The organism is Halosimplex rubrum (assembly GCF_013415885.1).
GTDB lineage: Archaea > Halobacteriota > Halobacteria > Halobacteriales > Haloarculaceae > Halosimplex > Halosimplex rubrum.
Map to the genome: position 1 here is coordinate 1,089,878 of NZ_CP058910.1, position 14,773 is coordinate 1,104,650.

Genomic DNA, 14,773 nt, shown 5'->3' on the forward strand with positions numbered 1-14,773 from the left:
GGTTCGCCGACCTCCCCGGCATCACGGCCCTTATCACGACGGGCGGCCGTAGCCACGGTATGAACATCGTTCCGGACACGAGCGTGGTCATCGACGGCCGCGTGTCCGAGCAGATCGAGGCCGACGCCGACCCCGACTCGGAAGCGGTCGGCGAGGGATTCGCCGGGGCGACCGTCTACGTCCCCGAGGCGGTCGTGGGCGAGCTCGAAGCCCAGGCCAACGACGGCCGCGAGAGCGGCTGGGACGGGCTGGGTGAGCTCCAGCGGCTCGCCGAACTCCACGACGAGGGCACCGTCACCGTCGAGTACGTCGGCCGCCGGCCCGCCGAGGTCGAGCAGCGCGAGGCCGGCGAGGGGAAGATCGACGCGATCATCCGCGATCTGGCCGACGATAACGACGCCACCCTCGTCACCAGCGACGTGGTTCAGAGCGAGGTCGCGAAGGCCAAGGGCCTCGACGTGGTGTACCTCGAACCCGTCGGCCGCGACACGGAGTCGCTCGACATCGAACAGTTCTTCGACGAGACGACGATGAGTCTCCACCTCAAAGTGGGGGTCGCGCCGATGGCCAAGCGCGGCGAGATCGGCGACATGCACTACGAGACCATCAGCGAGGAGGTCTCGACGGAGACCGACCTGAAGGAGTGGGCCCAGGACATCGAGAACTCCGCCCGCGCCAGCGCCGAGGGGTTCGTCGAACTCGACGAACCGGGCATGACTATCGTCCAGTTCGGCCAGTACCGCATCGCCATCGCGCGGCCGCCGTTCGCCGACAAACTGGAGATCACGGCGGTCCGCCCCATCGTCAAGACCGACCTCGACGACTACGACCACGCCGACGAACTGCGCGAGCGCCTGCTCGAACACCAGCGCGGCGTCCTGATCTCGGGCGCCCCCGGTGCGGGGAAATCGACGTTCGCCCAGGCCGTCGCGGAGTTCCTCGCCGATTCGGACTTCGCGGTCAAGACCATGGAGAAACCGCGCGACCTCCAGGTCGGCGACAACATCACTCAGTACACGGAACTGGGCGGGTCGATGGCCAAGACCGCCGACTCGCTGCTGATGGTCCGGCCGGACTACACCATCTACGACGAGGTCCGCAAGACCGACGACTTCGAGGTGTTCGCCGACATGCGCCTCGCGGGCGTCGGCATGGTCGGCGTCGTCCACGCGACGCGGGCCATCGACGCGCTCCAGCGCCTCGTCGGCCGCGTCGAACTCGGGATGATCCCGCAGGTCGTCGACACCGTCGTCTACATCGACGCCGGCGAGGTCGACACCGTCTACGACGTGACGACCGAGGTCAAGGTCCCCGAGGGCCTGATGGAGGAGGACCTGGCGCGGCCGGTCATCATGATCCGCGACTTCGAGACGGGCCAGCCCGCTTACGAGATCTACACGTTCAACCGCCAGGTCGTCACCGTGCCGCTGGGCGACAACGCCCAGAACGGCGGTGGCTCGGGCGCCGAGAGCGGCACCGAGCGCATCGCCAAGCAGGAGGTCGAACGGGAGATCCGGTCGATCGCCCACGGCCACGTCGAGGTGGAGATCAAGAACCCCAACACCGCCGTGGTGTACGTCGACGACGACGACATCTCCGCGGTCATCGGCAAGGGCGGCGGCCGCATCACCGACGTGGAGAACCGCCTGGGTATCGACATCGACGTGCGCACGTTCAGCGAGCGCCCCGAGGGCGCCGGCGGACCCGGTGGAAGCGGCGGCGGTGGCGGCGGTGGGTCGAGTGGTGCCGGCGGAGGCGGTTCGGGCGGCGGCGAGATCGTCACCCCCGAGATCACCTCGCGACACGTCCTCATCCCGATGGACGGCTACGAGGGCGACACCGTCGAGGTGCAGGCCGACGGCGAGTACCTCTTCACGGCGACGGTCTCCCGAGGCGGCGAGGTGCAGGTCTCCCGCGGCTCGGCCATCGCCGAGGAACTCGAACGAGCGATCGACCGCGGGAAGACGGTCACCGTCAGCCCGTCATAGCGGGCCGTCGACGCGTTCACTATAGTTGCGAAACCATCTTTTTCCGCCTCGGGTTTCCTCGCTCACTCCGTTCGCTGCGGGAACCACTCGGCGCAAAAACATGGGTGAAAAAGGCCGCCTCCGCCGTCTTCGACGGCTCCGGCGGTGAACCGCTCGCTTCGCTCGCGGACGATCGACTAGGGATCGACCACTAACTGCACCACCTGTACTGCGTATTTGAGCGGGGCCACCGGGCAAAAGACTTACCGGTCGTCTGGGTGACCGTTCGCTATGTCACCCGCGGACCGCCAGGCGCGACTGCGAGCGCGCCTCGCCGCGGCCGTCCCCGGCCGGGAAGCCGTGGTGTTCGGGAGTCTCGCGGGGTTCTGCGCGTTCGTCGCCGGCTCCGCGGTGACGGTTCTCTCGGAGCGCCACTGGGTTCGCGACCCGACGAGGCCGGTCCTCTCGTATTTCAGCTACGGGATCGACGCGGGCCGAGAGGTGAACGTCGGTCCCGACGGCGCGCTCCCGAGCGCGTGGCAGTTCGCGGTCTGGCAGTATCATCGGCTCCACGGCGTCCGGCTCGACCCGTGGTTCGGGGTCGTGGGTAACGTCGCCCCGCCGCGCCGCCTCCTCGTGATCGCGGTGCCGCTGCTGCTGGTGGCGGCGGGGTTCCTGCTGGTCGCTCGAACCCGGGCCGGCGGCCCCTGGGCGGCTGCCGGCCGCGGTGGCCTCGTCGCGCTCGGGTACTTCCCGCTGGCGGTGCTTTCCGCTCGGCTGTCCGCGTGGACGGCGCCCGACAGCGTCCGGGTCGTCGTCTCGGGGGTCGGTGCGACGACCCATCCGCTCGGCACCGTCCGGCTTCCGCTGGAGCCGGCAATCGTCCTGACCGGCGTCGCCGTCCCGCTCGCGTTCGGCGCCCTGGGCGGCTATCTCGCCTTCGCCTGGCGAACAAGCGAGTGGCCCCGTTCGCTCCTCGCTCGCGGCGCCGTCGCCGGCGCGGCGGCGTTCGCGGTCGGGTGGGCGGCGGTCCGGCACCTGACCGAGCGCCACCTCGCGACCGAGCGTCACCCGGACCTCGAGGCCGGCGGATTCGCCCGCGGCGAGTACGGGGGGATCGCACCGGGGAGTATCGACCCGGGCCTGGACACGCTCGCGACCTGGCAGTACCACCGGCTCCACGGCGGGTCGATGGAGGTGCGGTACCTGCGGGCGGTCACCGACGGTGTCGATCGCATCGATATCTTCGAACTGGCGGGGGTCGCGCCGCTCGTCCCGAGCGTCGTCCTCCTGCTGGCCGGCGCGGCGCTGGTCGCCCTGGTCGGCGCGTCGGGTCCCGGATCTGCGGCGCTCCGCGGCGCCGCCGTCGCGGTCGGCTACCTCCCGGTCGCGGCGGCGACGGCGCTGCTGTCGGCGTGGACGCCGCCCGCCGCGCCGGACCTGGTGCTCGCGGTGTCGTTCCTCGACGCCGTCCAGCGGACGGGGCTGGTGTACCCCGTGTCCTGTGGCGCCGTCGGTGGGATCGGCGGGTTCGCAGTGAGGGTCGCGACCGACCACGCCGGTCGTGCGCTATCGCGAATCGACCCGCGTGGAGCGTCATAGCGAGCGCGGCGTCGGTCGGCGGAGAAAGCGTATCAGTCGGCGGAGGCGGCGGCCTCGCAGTCGCCGTCACAGTCGGGTTTGTCGATCTCGTAGAGGTTCTGACGAGCGTCGGCGAAGTAGACATCCTCCTCGACGACGCCGACCTCTTCGAGGCGTTCGAGGGCGTAGCGGACGGTCCGCGCCGAAAGCATCGACTCCTCGACGATCCCCTTCTGGGTGAGCGGACCGTCGTACTCCAGTACTTTGAAGACGAGTTTCGCGCTCGGCGGCAGGTCGCTGAGGTCGTCCCCGTCTGTCTCGGGCATCGATAGATGGGTAGGGCGCGCGTACAATAAAGATTCACACTGGCGACGGCCGAGGCCCGGAGTATCGCCGGAACGCGAGCGAACGCGGTGGCTGGTCCGCCGCCCCGCGGGGCCGCGATCGGGAGCGGCAATCCCCCGCCCACCCCGGGCTCGCACGGGGGCAGGAACGAACGGCTTTTGGGGCCGCGCGGCCGAGACGAACGTATGGCTACCGAAACCGCCGAGGGGTGGGACGACCACCTGCGGGGGCTGACGGTGACGACGTTCGCCTCCGTGCTGGGGATCGGCGCCGGCGTGGCCGCCCAGGCGCTGGCCGCCGGCCCGAACGACCGGCTGGGCCTGTACCTGCTCGGTGCGGCGGTGCTCGTCCAGCTGCCCGTCTACATGGCGATCGGCATCGACGTGGACGACTTCGGCGTGAAGGAGTACCTCTACATCGCCTTCATCACCTTCTCGCTGTGGTTCGTCTCCTGGGGCATCCTCATGACTGCGGGGACCTCGCTGTAACGATGGCGGACGATTCGATCGCGGTCGTCGACCTCGACAGATGCCAGCCCGACCGCTGTAACTACGAGTGTGCGAACTTCTGCCCGCCCAACCGCTCGGGCAAGGAGTGCATCGTCACCCGGGAGGAGCGCTTCGAGGAGGGCGAACCGTTCGAGGGCGGCCCCGACCAGATCCACATCTCCGAGGAGATCTGCCTCGGCGAGAGCTGCGGCATCTGCGTCAACAAGTGCCCCTTCGACGCCATCGAGATCATCAACCTCCCCCAGGAACTCGACGACGAGCCCGTCCACCGCTACGGCGAGAACGCCTTCGCCCTCTACGGGTTGCCCGCCCCCCAGGAGGGGCAAGTGACGGGTATCCTCGGCCCGAACGGCATCGGGAAGACCACCGCCGTCCGCATCCTCGCCGACGAGATGTCGCCCAACCTCGGCCAGGTGTCGGGCGACCCGCCCGCCTGGGAGGCTATCATGGACGAGTACCGCGGGACGGAACTGCAGACCTACCTCGAAGCGCTCCGCCAGGGCGACGTGACCGTCGCGCGCAAACCGCAGTACGTCGACCAGATCCCCGACCAGTTCGACGGCACCACCCGCCAGCTGCTGGAGCGGACCGACGAACGCGGCGCGCTCGACGAGCTGATCGACCGGGTCGGCATCCGCCCGGTCGTCGACCAGGACATCGACACGCTCTCGGGCGGGGAACTCCAGCGGGTCGCGCTCGTCGCGTGTCTCGCCCGCGACGCCGACTTCTACTTCCTCGACGAACTCACCCCGTACCTCGACATCGGCCAGCGGATGACCGCCGCGCGACTGGTGCGGGAACTCGCCGACGAGGGCGGCCGCTCGATGCTCGTCGTCGAACACGACCTCGCGATTCTGGACCTGCTCGCCGACACCATCCACGTCGCCTACGGGACCTCTGGCGCGTTCGGCGTCATCACGAGCCCGAAATCCACGAAGAACGGTATCAACGAGTACCTCGGCGGCTATCTAGAGAACGAGAACATGCGGGTCCGCCAGGAGTCGATCACCTTCGAGGAACACGCCCCCCGCACGACCGCCGAGGGCGAGGTCGTCGTCGAGTACCCCGACCTCACGAAGTCCTACGGCGACGGGGAGTTCTCCCTCGAAGTGGAGGGCGGCGAGATCCAGGAGAACGAAGTCCTTGGCGTCGTCGGCCCGAACGGCATCGGGAAGTCGACGTTCGCCCAGATGCTCGCCGGCCGCCTCGAACCCGACGAGGGCGAGGTCGACGCGCGCCTCGACATCGCCTACAAGCCCCAGTACGTCGAGATCGACCAGCCGATGCGCGTCGATGCGTTCCTCTCCTCTATCACCGACGATTTCGGCACCTCCTACTGGAACACGGAGATCGCCGACCCCCTGCAACTGGACCGCATCATGGAGCAGAACCTCACCGATCTCTCCGGCGGGGAGCGCCAGCGCGTCGCCATCGCGGCCTGCCTCTCCGAGGACGCCGACCTGTACCTGCTCGACGAGCCGTCGGCCCACCTCGACGTGGAACAGCGGGTCCGGGCCACCTCGGCCATCCGTCGCTACGCCGAGAACCACGACGCGACCGCGCTCGTCATCGACCACGACATCTACATGATCGACCTGCTGGCCGACCGCCTGCTGGTCTTCGACGGCGAACCGGCCGCACACGGCCACGCCTCGCCGCCCGTGGGCATGCGCGACGGCATGAACGAGTTCCTCGCCAACCTCGACATCACCTTCCGCCGCGACGAGCGCACCGGCCGCCCGCGCATCAACAAGCCCGGCTCGCAACTGGACCGGGAGCAGAAGTCGGCCGGCGAGTACTACTACAGCGACTGACCCGAGTCACAGTCGCCGACTACCCGCTTCCCTCTGACGCCAGCACACGCGCGACGTAGCTCCCTCGCCAGACAAGCCACGCGCCGAACGACACCGAGAGCAGTCCGAGGGCGGTGATGGCGACCGCGTCCCAGTGAGTCACCGCGAGCGCGCAGGACAGCGTCTCCCGCGCACACGCCCCGAACAGCGGCCGTGCGACCGCCCCCAGATTGACCAGCCAACCCCCGACCGCCACGGCGGTGACGCCAGCGAGACTCTTTAGCGCCAGCACCCGCGCGCTCGGCGGATCGGCGACGATCGCCTCTCGAACGCCCTCGCGCGGACCCGAAACGTGCGAGAACCCCGCCGTCAGGACCAGCAGGAGCGCGACAGGGGCGACGAGGAGTCCGATCGACATCATCCCCACGACCGCCAGGCCCGTCGTCAGGAGAGCCGCCACCCAGACGAGCGGCGGCCGGTTCGTCCACGCGCCGACCGCGCCGGCGACGGCGAGGCCGACGAGCAGCAGCACCCACCCGGCGAAGAAGGCGTCGGCGAACGGGTCCGGGACGAGCAGGGCGACGGCGGCCGCGCTCGCGACGACGACGGCGAGCGCGCTCGTCAGGCGAGCCGCCCGCTCGGGCGACGGGACGCCGATCGCGGGGGTCACGGGCGCGGAACACCCCAGTACTCGCCGGTCGGTTCGAGGGCCCCCCTCGCGTTCGATGGGAGGGTCACGTCCGATCGTTGGCCGAGCGGGACCGTTACGTCACCGCCGGTCGCCGGCGACGACCCCTGTCGCGTCGCCGCCCCTGTCGGTCCCGGTCGCAGAGGTGTCGAACTCGATACAAAAACGGCGTTCAGCGATCGCTTTAGTGCTGTCCCGGCGTTCGATCGACCATGCTCCTCGCCGGCAGCGACGACGGCGTGTACCGGCTCCCCGATCTGGACGGCCCGGCCGACCGGACGGCCGAGCAGATCCTCGACAGCGGCCGCGTGATGCGACTGCGAACGTTCGACGCCGTCGACGGCGGTTCCGCGAGCGAGCGGAGCGAACCCTCGTCGGACTCGCCCGACGGCGCGTTCGCGGCGACGACGACCGGCCTCTTCCACTCGCCGGACGGCGAGACGTGGGTGGATCTGGGCGTCCCGACCGAAGCGGTCTACAGCGTCGGCGCGCTCCCGGACGGCCGCCTCTACGCCGGCACTCGCCCGGCTCGCGTCTACGTCGGCGAGTTCGAGTACGGGACCGACGCGGGCGAAACGGACGACATCGGCCCGGCCGTCGAGTGGCGCGAGTGCGAGGGGTTCCAGGCCCTCCCCTCGCGTGAGGAGTGGCGGCTCCCCCGCCACGACGACCTCGCGCAGGTCAAGGACCTCCACCGCGACCCCGCTGACCCCGACCGGCTCGTCGCCGGCGTCGAGGTCGGCGGCGTCCACGGCAGCGACGACGGGGGCGAGACGTGGGTCGAGCGGCGAGGAGACGACTCCGACGGCGAGGGCGTGGACGACGACATCCACGAGTTGCACGTCGTGGGACCCGGCGAGTACGTCGCCGCGACGGGCTTCGGCCTGTTTCGGACGACGGACGCGGGCGAGTCGTGGACCCGGCTGGACGAGGGGGTCGACCAGCGGTACTTCCGGACGGCGTTCTCGCTGGACGGCGTCGTCTACGCCGGCGGCGCGCTCGCGAACTCCTCGACCTGGGACGACCCCGACGCCGACCCGGTCCTGTTGGCCGTCCGCGACGGGTCGGTCGAACGAGTCGAGTTCCCGGCCGCCGACGAGACGGTCACCGGGATGACGGCGGTCGGCGGTGACCCGGTCGTCGCGACCCACCGCGGGTCCGTCCTCGTCCGCCGCGGCGGCGAGTGGGCGTCGGTCGGCGACCTGCCGGTGCCAGGGGAGCCGACGGGTCGGTACACGCCGCTGACTCGGCTGGCCTGACCGTCAGCCACCGATGGCCCGCCGGTCGGTCCGGCGCGAGACGCCGGCGGCACCGTCGTCGGCCCGCGGTAGCTCGACGACGACGGTCGTGCCGTCGCCCGCCCCGACGCCGCCGTCGTCGTCGATCCGGAGGTCGCCGCCGTAGCGCTCGACGAGCGTGGCGGCGATGCGGAGCCCGCCGCCGTCCGTCCCGTCGCCGTGGCGATAGGCGGCGGGGCGTTCCTCGGGCGGGATCCCGGGGCCGTCGTCGCTGACGGTCAGGCGGACCGTCTCCTCGCGGCGCTCGACGGTCAGCGCGACGCGGGGGTCGTCGCCCTCGTCGTGTTCGACGGCGTTCTCGACGAGGTTGTCGACGACCGACCGGAGGCCGGCGTTGGCGACGACCGGCGCCCGCTCGGGGAGGTCGGTCGTGACGGTCGCGGCCGTGGCCGACTCGACGCTCGCGGCCGCGTCGTCGGCGATCGCGACCAGATCGACGGGCTCGTAGTCGGCCTCGCCGGCGACGGTCTTGGCCAGCGAGCCCGCGGTGTCGATGCGCTCGAAGGCCTCGTCGGTCTTCTCCCGGACGACCGTCGCGTGGTCGGTCACCGCGGCGTCGGTCGGCGCGTCGGCGTCCTCGATCTCCTCCGCGTAGGCGCGGATCACCTGCATGTCGTTGCGAAGGTCGTGTCTGATGAGGCCGTTGACGAACGCCAGCGCGTCGCTCGCCCGCTCGGCCCGGGTGGCGTCGGCGACCGCCCGCGCCCGGTAGTAGCCCGCGAGCGCGCCCGCCAGCCCGCCGAACGACGCGGCGACCAGCAGCGTGAACGCCGGCTCCGTGACCACCCTGTCCTCCAGGAGTCGCACGGCGACGGTCAGCCCGACCGCGCTCGTGAAGACCGCGACGCCGCCGAGCGACCAGACGGCGACCACCCACCGGTACTCGGCGCCGAGGTCGGCGTTCCACAGCCGGTAGCCCGCGTAGGCCAGCACGACCGCCGGGACCCCGTCGATCAGCAGCGCGAGAAGCGGGCCTCCGAACGAGCCCAGCGCCGCCGCTTCCGCCCCGTGATAGACAAGCGCCGTCGCCGCGAGTACGAACCCCACGGCCCCGATCGCCAGCGGGCCCACCCCCCACCGGCGGTCCGTGTCCATGTCCATTGATTACGTCTACTCCTTTTTCAATCAGGTGCCTTACAGACCGAGAGCCGCGCCGCTACGGGCCCGTCCGTCCGCTCCGAAACTCCCGTCTCTCCGGTGTCGCGGCGACGGACCGCGCCGTCCCGAGAAGAGGTGACCGTCGGGCGTCGATGCGACTGCGCTCTCACCGGTCAGTTCGACGCGCCGTCCAGATCCGCGTCGATGGCGCCGTCGAGGCCGTCGTCGCCCATCGCGTACTCGTCGTCCTCCGAGTCCGAGACCTTCTCGCCGTCTTCCTCCTGGGACTCCGTCACGGTGTCGTCGCCCGTGACCGAGACGAACAGTTCGCCGAGCTCACGCGTACGCTCGCGGTTCTGGGATTCGCTCATCACCGTTGCTTCGCGGGGATTGGAAATAGCGCTGGTGCCTAACCACGTTGGTACGTCGCCGAGCGGGCGAAGAACGGACGGTAGCACCCGTCACGGACGGACACGGCGCGTCGCGGTCACATAACCTGGCGCTGACAGGTGCCACAGAGCGCCTCGTCTTTGATGTCGACCTCGCGGACGGTGGGCGAGAAGCTCATGACGCAGCGTTTGTTGTCGCAGTGTTCCAGGCCCATGGTGTGGCCGATCTCGTGGATGACCTCCTTGCGGACGCGGTCGGAGAACACGTCCTCGTCGGAGCGCCGCGAGATGCCGCCGTCGGAGGAGGTGTTCAGGCGATAGGTGGAGATGACCGACCCCTTGCCGTCGAGGTAGGCGAGCCCGAAGACGTAGTTGCGCCGGTGGTAGAACAGGTCCTTGGGGGTGATGGCGATGTTCTTGTCGCCGTCGCCCACGCGGGTGGCGAGTTTGATGAACGATTCCGCGCTGTACTGGTCGCGACTGCGGTCGTACGCGCCGGAGGGGATCGACTGCGTGTCGTGCATCGTCACGTCGCTCTCGTAGACGGCCCGGAGGCTCGCCGAGGATTCGCGTTTCACCTCGGCGCGGACGTCGCCCACCGGCACGATGTCGACGTGCATACGGGGTGTTTATGCGGGCGGGCATGATAAACTCCCCGACGTGATCCCCGAGACGCTGGACGCACTCGTCGCCCGCTTCGCCGAGTTCGACGCCGCCGTCGAGGTCGGGATCGGCCGCCGGCCCGTCGTCGCCGACGCGCTCGCCGAGACCGGTACCGACGTGGTCGCCACCGACCGCCGAGTCCGGACGGTCCCCGACTCCGTCCGGTTCGTCGTCGACGACGTGACCGACCCCGACCCGTCGGTGTACGCCGGCGCCGACCTGGTCTACGCGCTGAACCTCCCGCCGGAGCTCCACCGGCCGGCGCTGGCCGCCGCCCGCGAGGCCGACGCCGCGTTCATGTTCACGACCCTCGGCACCGACCAGCCGCTCGTCGCGACCGAACGCGAGACGCTGCCCGCCGAGACGCTGTTCGTCGCACGCGGCTGACCGCGGATCGACCGCTCGGGCTTCCGCGTCGCGCCACCCGCCGGGAACGGGCTACTCCGCTCGACCCGCCAGGAGCCGGCGCCTCTCCGCGACGCCGTTCGGTTCCCGTTTCGAACCCGGGCGGGAGACCGGTCTAGAAGTCGTCGAGCGTCGTCCGTCGGAGGCCGCTGCCGTCGGATCGGACCGTCGTCTCCTCCGCCGGCTCCGCCACGGCGCGGCCGCCGTCGGGCTCGAACTCGCCGAGCGAAGACTGCGAGACGGCGGCGAGGGCGTCCTTGCTGGTCTGCCAGGACGCGCGGGCGCAACCGGGCAGTTCCTCGTGGTCGGCGACGTAGGCTTCGAGGAACTCCCTCGTGGTCTCGTCGCCGGGGTAGCCGCTGCCCACGTCGCCGTACTCCTCGGCGAGCGCCTCGACGTGGGCGTCGCGGGCCACCTTCGCGACGATGCTGGCGGCGCCGACCACCGCGTAGGTCTCGTCGGCGCCGTGCTCGGCGCGGGCGTCGATCGCGGCCTCGGCGGCGTCCTCTACGCGGCGCTCGAAGCGGACGGCGTTGGTGTCGCCGGCGTCGACGTAGCCGTCGAGGGGGTCCTCGTCGGTCGGTGTCGCCCCGGCGGCGTCGGCCAGCGCGTCGACGGCCTCGGCGTGGGCGGCGACGGTCAGCGAGTTCATGTCCGTCTCCTCGTCGTCGATGCGCTCGACGGTGACCTCGGCGACGCCGACCGCCCCGACCTCGCGGATCGCCGCGTCGAGTTCGCGACGGCGCTCGGGGGCGATCCCCTTCGAGTCGCCGACGTCGTCGGGCAGATCGGCGGGGTCCACGGCGACCGCCGCCGCGAACATCGAGCCCAACACCGGCCCCTTGCCGGCCTCGTCGACGCCGAACTCGTGCATGGCGACGGCTTGTCTCTTCTCGTATTTAAACTGTCGCGGTCGAGACGCCGACCGTCTGACGCGCGTCTGCCGTCTCGGGGTCGCTCGGGGGCGTTCTGGGGGTTCGAGCCCCGAGACTGGTGGGTTCGGACGCGGTCGATAGGCTCAAAAAGCGGAGCGGACGCGTTCGCGCGCGGTCGCTGGGCGCCGTTAGGCGATCCGCTCGTCGAGTTCGCGGGCCAGATTTCGCCCGATCTCCTCCATGCCGGCGTCGCCGGGGTGGAGGATGTCCGCGGAGTAGCCGGACACGTCGGTCAGGTCCGTGCCCTCGACGACGGAGATGTCGGGGTGGTCGGTGTCGGCGACGATCTCCCGGAGCGTCGCGCGGTAGGCTTCGGCGCGCTCGCGGTCGCCGTCCTCGATCACGTCGGGGTAGTACGGGAACAGGGTGATACAGACGATCGGTTCGTCGGGGTGGGCTTCGGCGACGGTCTCGACGAACGCCCGGGCGCTCTCCTCGAACTCCTCGACGGGGAACTCCTGGTTGGCCATGTTGATCGACAGCGCGAGCGTGGCCACGTCCCAGTCGTCGCGCTCGGCGATGTACTCGCCCATCGGGGCGTCGGCGTAGGCCGACCCCGAGCAGCCGAAGTTCAGCACGTCCCACTCTAGGGCGCGAGCGACCCGCGAGACGTAGTTCAGGTGAGTCGCCGAGGAGGCGGCGCCCTCCGTGATCGAGGTGCCGTAGGCGAGATAGCGCGTGTCCGGCAGCTCGCCGGGTTCGGGCGGCCGGCAGTCGCCGGTCACGTCGTGGACGGCGACCGCCGGAGTGCGCTCGAACAGGATCCGACAGACGCGCGGGTCGAACCGGCCGTCGACCTCGGTGTCGAGTTTCCGCACTCGCTCGGGAACCGCGAGCGTGTGCGTCTCGGGCTCGGGGCCGATGTCGGTCGGTTTCCAGGGCTGGAACGGCCCCCAGAACACGCGGAACTGCCCCGATTCCTCGGCGGAGAGCGTGACCTCGATCTCCGCGTCGTCGGTCTCGGGCACGAAGCGGAGCTCGCTCCCGGACGGTTCGCGGACGCGGCCGTCGGCCATCTCGTTCAGTCGCGAGGCCACGTCGGCCGGGAGTCGGTGCAGACGGTCGCCGTCGTCCGCCCAGTCGGCGGGCACGAGCTCCGAGACGTTGTGCAGCGACACCGAGGGGTACTCGTCGATCGTCGGCATTCGCTCAGATCTCTCGAACCGTCCCCCTTGGCTTCGTCGGTGTCGGCGGCGTCCGCCGCCTGTTCGGTCAGTCGCCGTCCGCGCTCGCCGACTCCGCGTCCGAGTCGTCGCCACCGTCGCCGTCGCCGCCCTCCTCGCTGTCGGCCGCATCCGCCGGTTCGTCGCGGAAGAACGCCTCGTCGGCGAACGGCTCGCCCTCGCCCTCGACGTTCAGCACGTCCAGCGCGGTCACCACGCTCTCGACGCCCAGCAGGCCCGCGAGACTCGGTTCGGTGCGCCCCTCGTCGCTGGAGACGAGTTCCTTGACGTAGAGGCCGCCCTCGCCGTGGAGTTCGACGGTCGCCGTTCGCTCGCCGTCGAGTTCGCCCTCGATGTCGTACACCTCCCGGGTCCGCTCGATGTCCGCGCGTCGGTGGTCGACCCGCTGGGGCGTGCGCTGTTCGATCGTCGCACCCGCCAGTTCGTCGAGCGCCGCCTCGAAGTCGGCGGTCTCGACCGCTTCCGCGAACTCGATCTCCATCCGGTAGGTCTTGCTGGCCGCTAGTTCCTTGACGCGCTCGACCATCTCGTAGGTGGCCTGGCGCAGATCGAGCACCTCGACTTTCCCGTCGGCGAACTCGTTGATCGCCGGTTCGAGCGCCGCGGCGTCGACCGTCCGCTCGCGGGGCTCGTCGATCTCGATGACGAACGGCCGTCCCCCCTCCAGCATGAGCGCGTCCACGTCCTCGCGGCCGGCGCCGTGGAAGGTGGCCGACTCGCCGTCCATCGCCTCCTCCACGACGGGGGCGGTGAGCTGCTCGACGCTCTCGTCGTAGCGATACCCCGAGCCGTCGCAGCCCTCGCAGATCTCCCCGCGGTTCAGGCCGGTGCCGTTGCAGTCGCTGCAGGGCCACTTCGTCTGGGGGATGTCCCGTTCGAGCTTGCGGTAGCGGCCGTAGACGAACGCGGAGTTGACCCCCGCGTCGACGGTGTCGTCGCCGAGGTTGAGGGTGATCTGCACGTCCGGGCGCTGGAACTCCACCTCGCTGTCGGTCTCGCGGCCGAAGCGCTTGCCGACTTCGCGGTTGAGTTCGGACTTGAGCGCCTCGCCGGCGTCGTCGTCGAGGCCCAGGTCCGCCCGGAGCAGGGCGTCGTTCTCCTCGAACAGCGGCGGGACGCGCGTCCCGACCTGGAAGGTCTCGAAGTCGTAGTCGGAGACGGCGTAGGCGGCCCGTTCGGCCCACTCCTGGGCGCGCTCCTCGGTGGATTCGCCCTCGCAGACCCAGCAGGGCTCGTCCGGTTCGAGGTCGGCGACGGGGCGGTCGTCGGCGAGCGCGACGGCGACGCGGAGGCTCCGGCCCCGTTCGCGGTTGGTGAGGCCGAAGCTCCGCTCGGCGACGAGCCGGCCGAGACAGGGGTCACAGAGCGGCCCCGTCTCGACGGCCCGCCGGGCCAGATCGAGGACGTCGTTGGTCATGGCAGTGAGTGGGCGACGGGCGCGTAATTCCCTTTCGACACGGGGCCAGCGGCGGTGTCGTCAGATCTCTCGGAGCCCGAGGCTGTACTCCAGGGCGCGATCGACCGTGTCTGCGCCGTCGCGGTCGCGGGGTCGATCCAGCCGGGGTCGGTCGTCAGCAGTCTCGTCCCGAGATAGCCGCCGGCGGCCAGGACGGTCGCGTACAGCGCCGGGTGGACGCTCCGGAGGACGACCCGGTCCACGTCGCCCGGGATCGTCCGCGTGAGCCGGCGGATGGCCGCGTCGCCGCCGACCTGTATCAGCCGCGCGGCCAGCAGCGAGGCGCCGACCACGAGGCAGACGCTCCACCAGCGCGGCAGCGCCTGCGGGTCCGCCCACAGATCGGTCGCCAGTTGCGTTTGCGTGTGGCTCCTACGTCGGCAGTATTCATAACTATGCTGTCACCATCCGTGACACGGGCACACAGCGGGCACCGTCCGACGGAGTCGCTCTCGGAAACCC

General features: G+C 70.5%; 15 protein-coding genes. 6 read left to right on the forward strand and 9 right to left on the reverse strand.

Features of this window, described 5'->3' with window-relative positions; translation table 11 throughout:
* Positions 1-59 precede the first annotated feature (59 nt).
* A complete protein-coding gene (locus HZS55_RS05505) occupies positions 60-1,988 on the forward strand; it encodes a PINc/VapC family ATPase (RefSeq protein WP_179910728.1) in 1,929 nt (642 codons plus the stop codon).
* A 270-nt stretch (positions 1,989-2,258) separates the two neighbouring features.
* Positions 2,259-3,569 carry a hypothetical protein gene (locus tag HZS55_RS05510; RefSeq protein ID WP_179910729.1) on the forward strand — a complete coding sequence of 437 codons (1,311 nt, stop codon included), beginning with the start codon at positions 2,259-2,261 and terminating at the stop codon, positions 3,567-3,569.
* A 32-nt stretch (positions 3,570-3,601) separates the two neighbouring features.
* On the opposite strand, the gene HZS55_RS05515 is transcribed toward HZS55_RS05510, so the two are convergent.
* Positions 3,602-3,874, reverse strand: coding sequence for an ArsR family transcriptional regulator (locus HZS55_RS05515; protein ID WP_135366170.1), 273 nt, complete (start codon positions 3,872-3,874; stop codon positions 3,602-3,604).
* 204 nt (positions 3,875-4,078) lie between these two features.
* Here HZS55_RS05515 and HZS55_RS05520 point away from each other — a divergent pair, with 204 nt between their 5' ends.
* Positions 4,079-4,381 (forward strand): EMC6-like membrane protein, encoded by a 303-nt coding sequence (locus HZS55_RS05520; protein WP_179910730.1) that lies wholly within the window; start codon positions 4,079-4,081, stop codon positions 4,379-4,381.
* Positions 4,382-4,383: 2 nt separating this feature from the next.
* Positions 4,384-6,216, forward strand: a complete 1,833-nt coding sequence (locus HZS55_RS05525) for a ribosome biogenesis/translation initiation ATPase RLI (protein ID WP_179910731.1) — start codon at positions 4,384-4,386, stop codon at positions 6,214-6,216.
* Positions 6,217-6,235: 19 nt separating this feature from the next.
* Here the strand turns inward: HZS55_RS05525 and HZS55_RS05530 are convergent, their stop codons facing one another.
* Positions 6,236-6,865, reverse strand: coding sequence for a hypothetical protein (locus HZS55_RS05530; protein WP_179910732.1), 630 nt, complete (start codon positions 6,863-6,865; stop codon positions 6,236-6,238).
* Between the two features lie 230 nt (positions 6,866-7,095).
* Between HZS55_RS05530 and HZS55_RS05535 the strand changes: the two genes are divergently transcribed.
* On the forward strand, positions 7,096-8,142 hold the full coding sequence (locus HZS55_RS05535) for a beta propeller repeat protein (RefSeq protein ID WP_179910733.1): 1,047 nt from the start codon (positions 7,096-7,098) through the stop codon (positions 8,140-8,142).
* 3 nt (positions 8,143-8,145) lie between these two features.
* On the opposite strand, the gene HZS55_RS05540 is transcribed toward HZS55_RS05535, so the two are convergent.
* The 3 genes from HZS55_RS05540 to HZS55_RS05550 all read right to left on the reverse strand — a co-directional run bounded on the left by HZS55_RS05540 (position 8,146) and on the right by HZS55_RS05550 (position 10,288).
* Positions 8,146-9,282, reverse strand: a complete 1,137-nt coding sequence (locus HZS55_RS05540) for an ATP-binding protein (protein WP_179910734.1) — start codon at positions 9,280-9,282, stop codon at positions 8,146-8,148.
* A 170-nt stretch (positions 9,283-9,452) separates the two neighbouring features.
* Positions 9,453-9,650: a hypothetical protein gene (locus tag HZS55_RS05545; protein ID WP_179910735.1), complete on the reverse strand. Its 198-nt coding sequence runs from the start codon at positions 9,648-9,650 to the stop codon at positions 9,453-9,455.
* Positions 9,651-9,766: 116 nt separating this feature from the next.
* On the reverse strand, positions 9,767-10,288 hold the full coding sequence (locus HZS55_RS05550) for an archaemetzincin family Zn-dependent metalloprotease (protein ID WP_179910736.1): 522 nt from the start codon (positions 10,286-10,288) through the stop codon (positions 9,767-9,769).
* A gap of 40 nt (positions 10,289-10,328) precedes the next feature.
* On the opposite strand from HZS55_RS05550, the gene HZS55_RS05555 reads away from it, so the two are divergent.
* Positions 10,329-10,718, forward strand: coding sequence for a UPF0146 family protein (locus tag HZS55_RS05555; protein ID WP_179910737.1), 390 nt, complete (start codon positions 10,329-10,331; stop codon positions 10,716-10,718).
* A 133-nt stretch (positions 10,719-10,851) separates the two neighbouring features.
* On the opposite strand, the gene rnhB is transcribed toward HZS55_RS05555, so the two are convergent.
* The 4 genes from rnhB to HZS55_RS05575 all read right to left on the reverse strand — a co-directional run bounded on the left by rnhB (position 10,852) and on the right by HZS55_RS05575 (position 14,604).
* The gene (rnhB, locus tag HZS55_RS05560; protein WP_179910738.1) at positions 10,852-11,610 is read right to left on the reverse strand and encodes a ribonuclease HII; all 759 of its coding nucleotides are present in this window, start codon (positions 11,608-11,610) and stop codon (positions 10,852-10,854) included.
* Between the two features lie 189 nt (positions 11,611-11,799).
* A complete protein-coding gene (locus HZS55_RS05565; RefSeq protein WP_179910739.1) occupies positions 11,800-12,816 on the reverse strand; it encodes a GDSL-type esterase/lipase family protein in 1,017 nt (338 codons plus the stop codon).
* Between the two features lie 67 nt (positions 12,817-12,883).
* A complete protein-coding gene (locus HZS55_RS05570) occupies positions 12,884-14,272 on the reverse strand; it encodes a tRNA pseudouridine(54/55) synthase Pus10 (protein ID WP_179910740.1) in 1,389 nt (462 codons plus the stop codon).
* Positions 14,269-14,604, reverse strand: a complete 336-nt coding sequence (locus HZS55_RS05575) for a hypothetical protein (protein ID WP_179910741.1) — start codon at positions 14,602-14,604, stop codon at positions 14,269-14,271. Before HZS55_RS05575 ends, HZS55_RS05570 begins: the two co-directional genes overlap by 4 nt.
* Positions 14,605-14,773 lie beyond the last annotated feature (169 nt).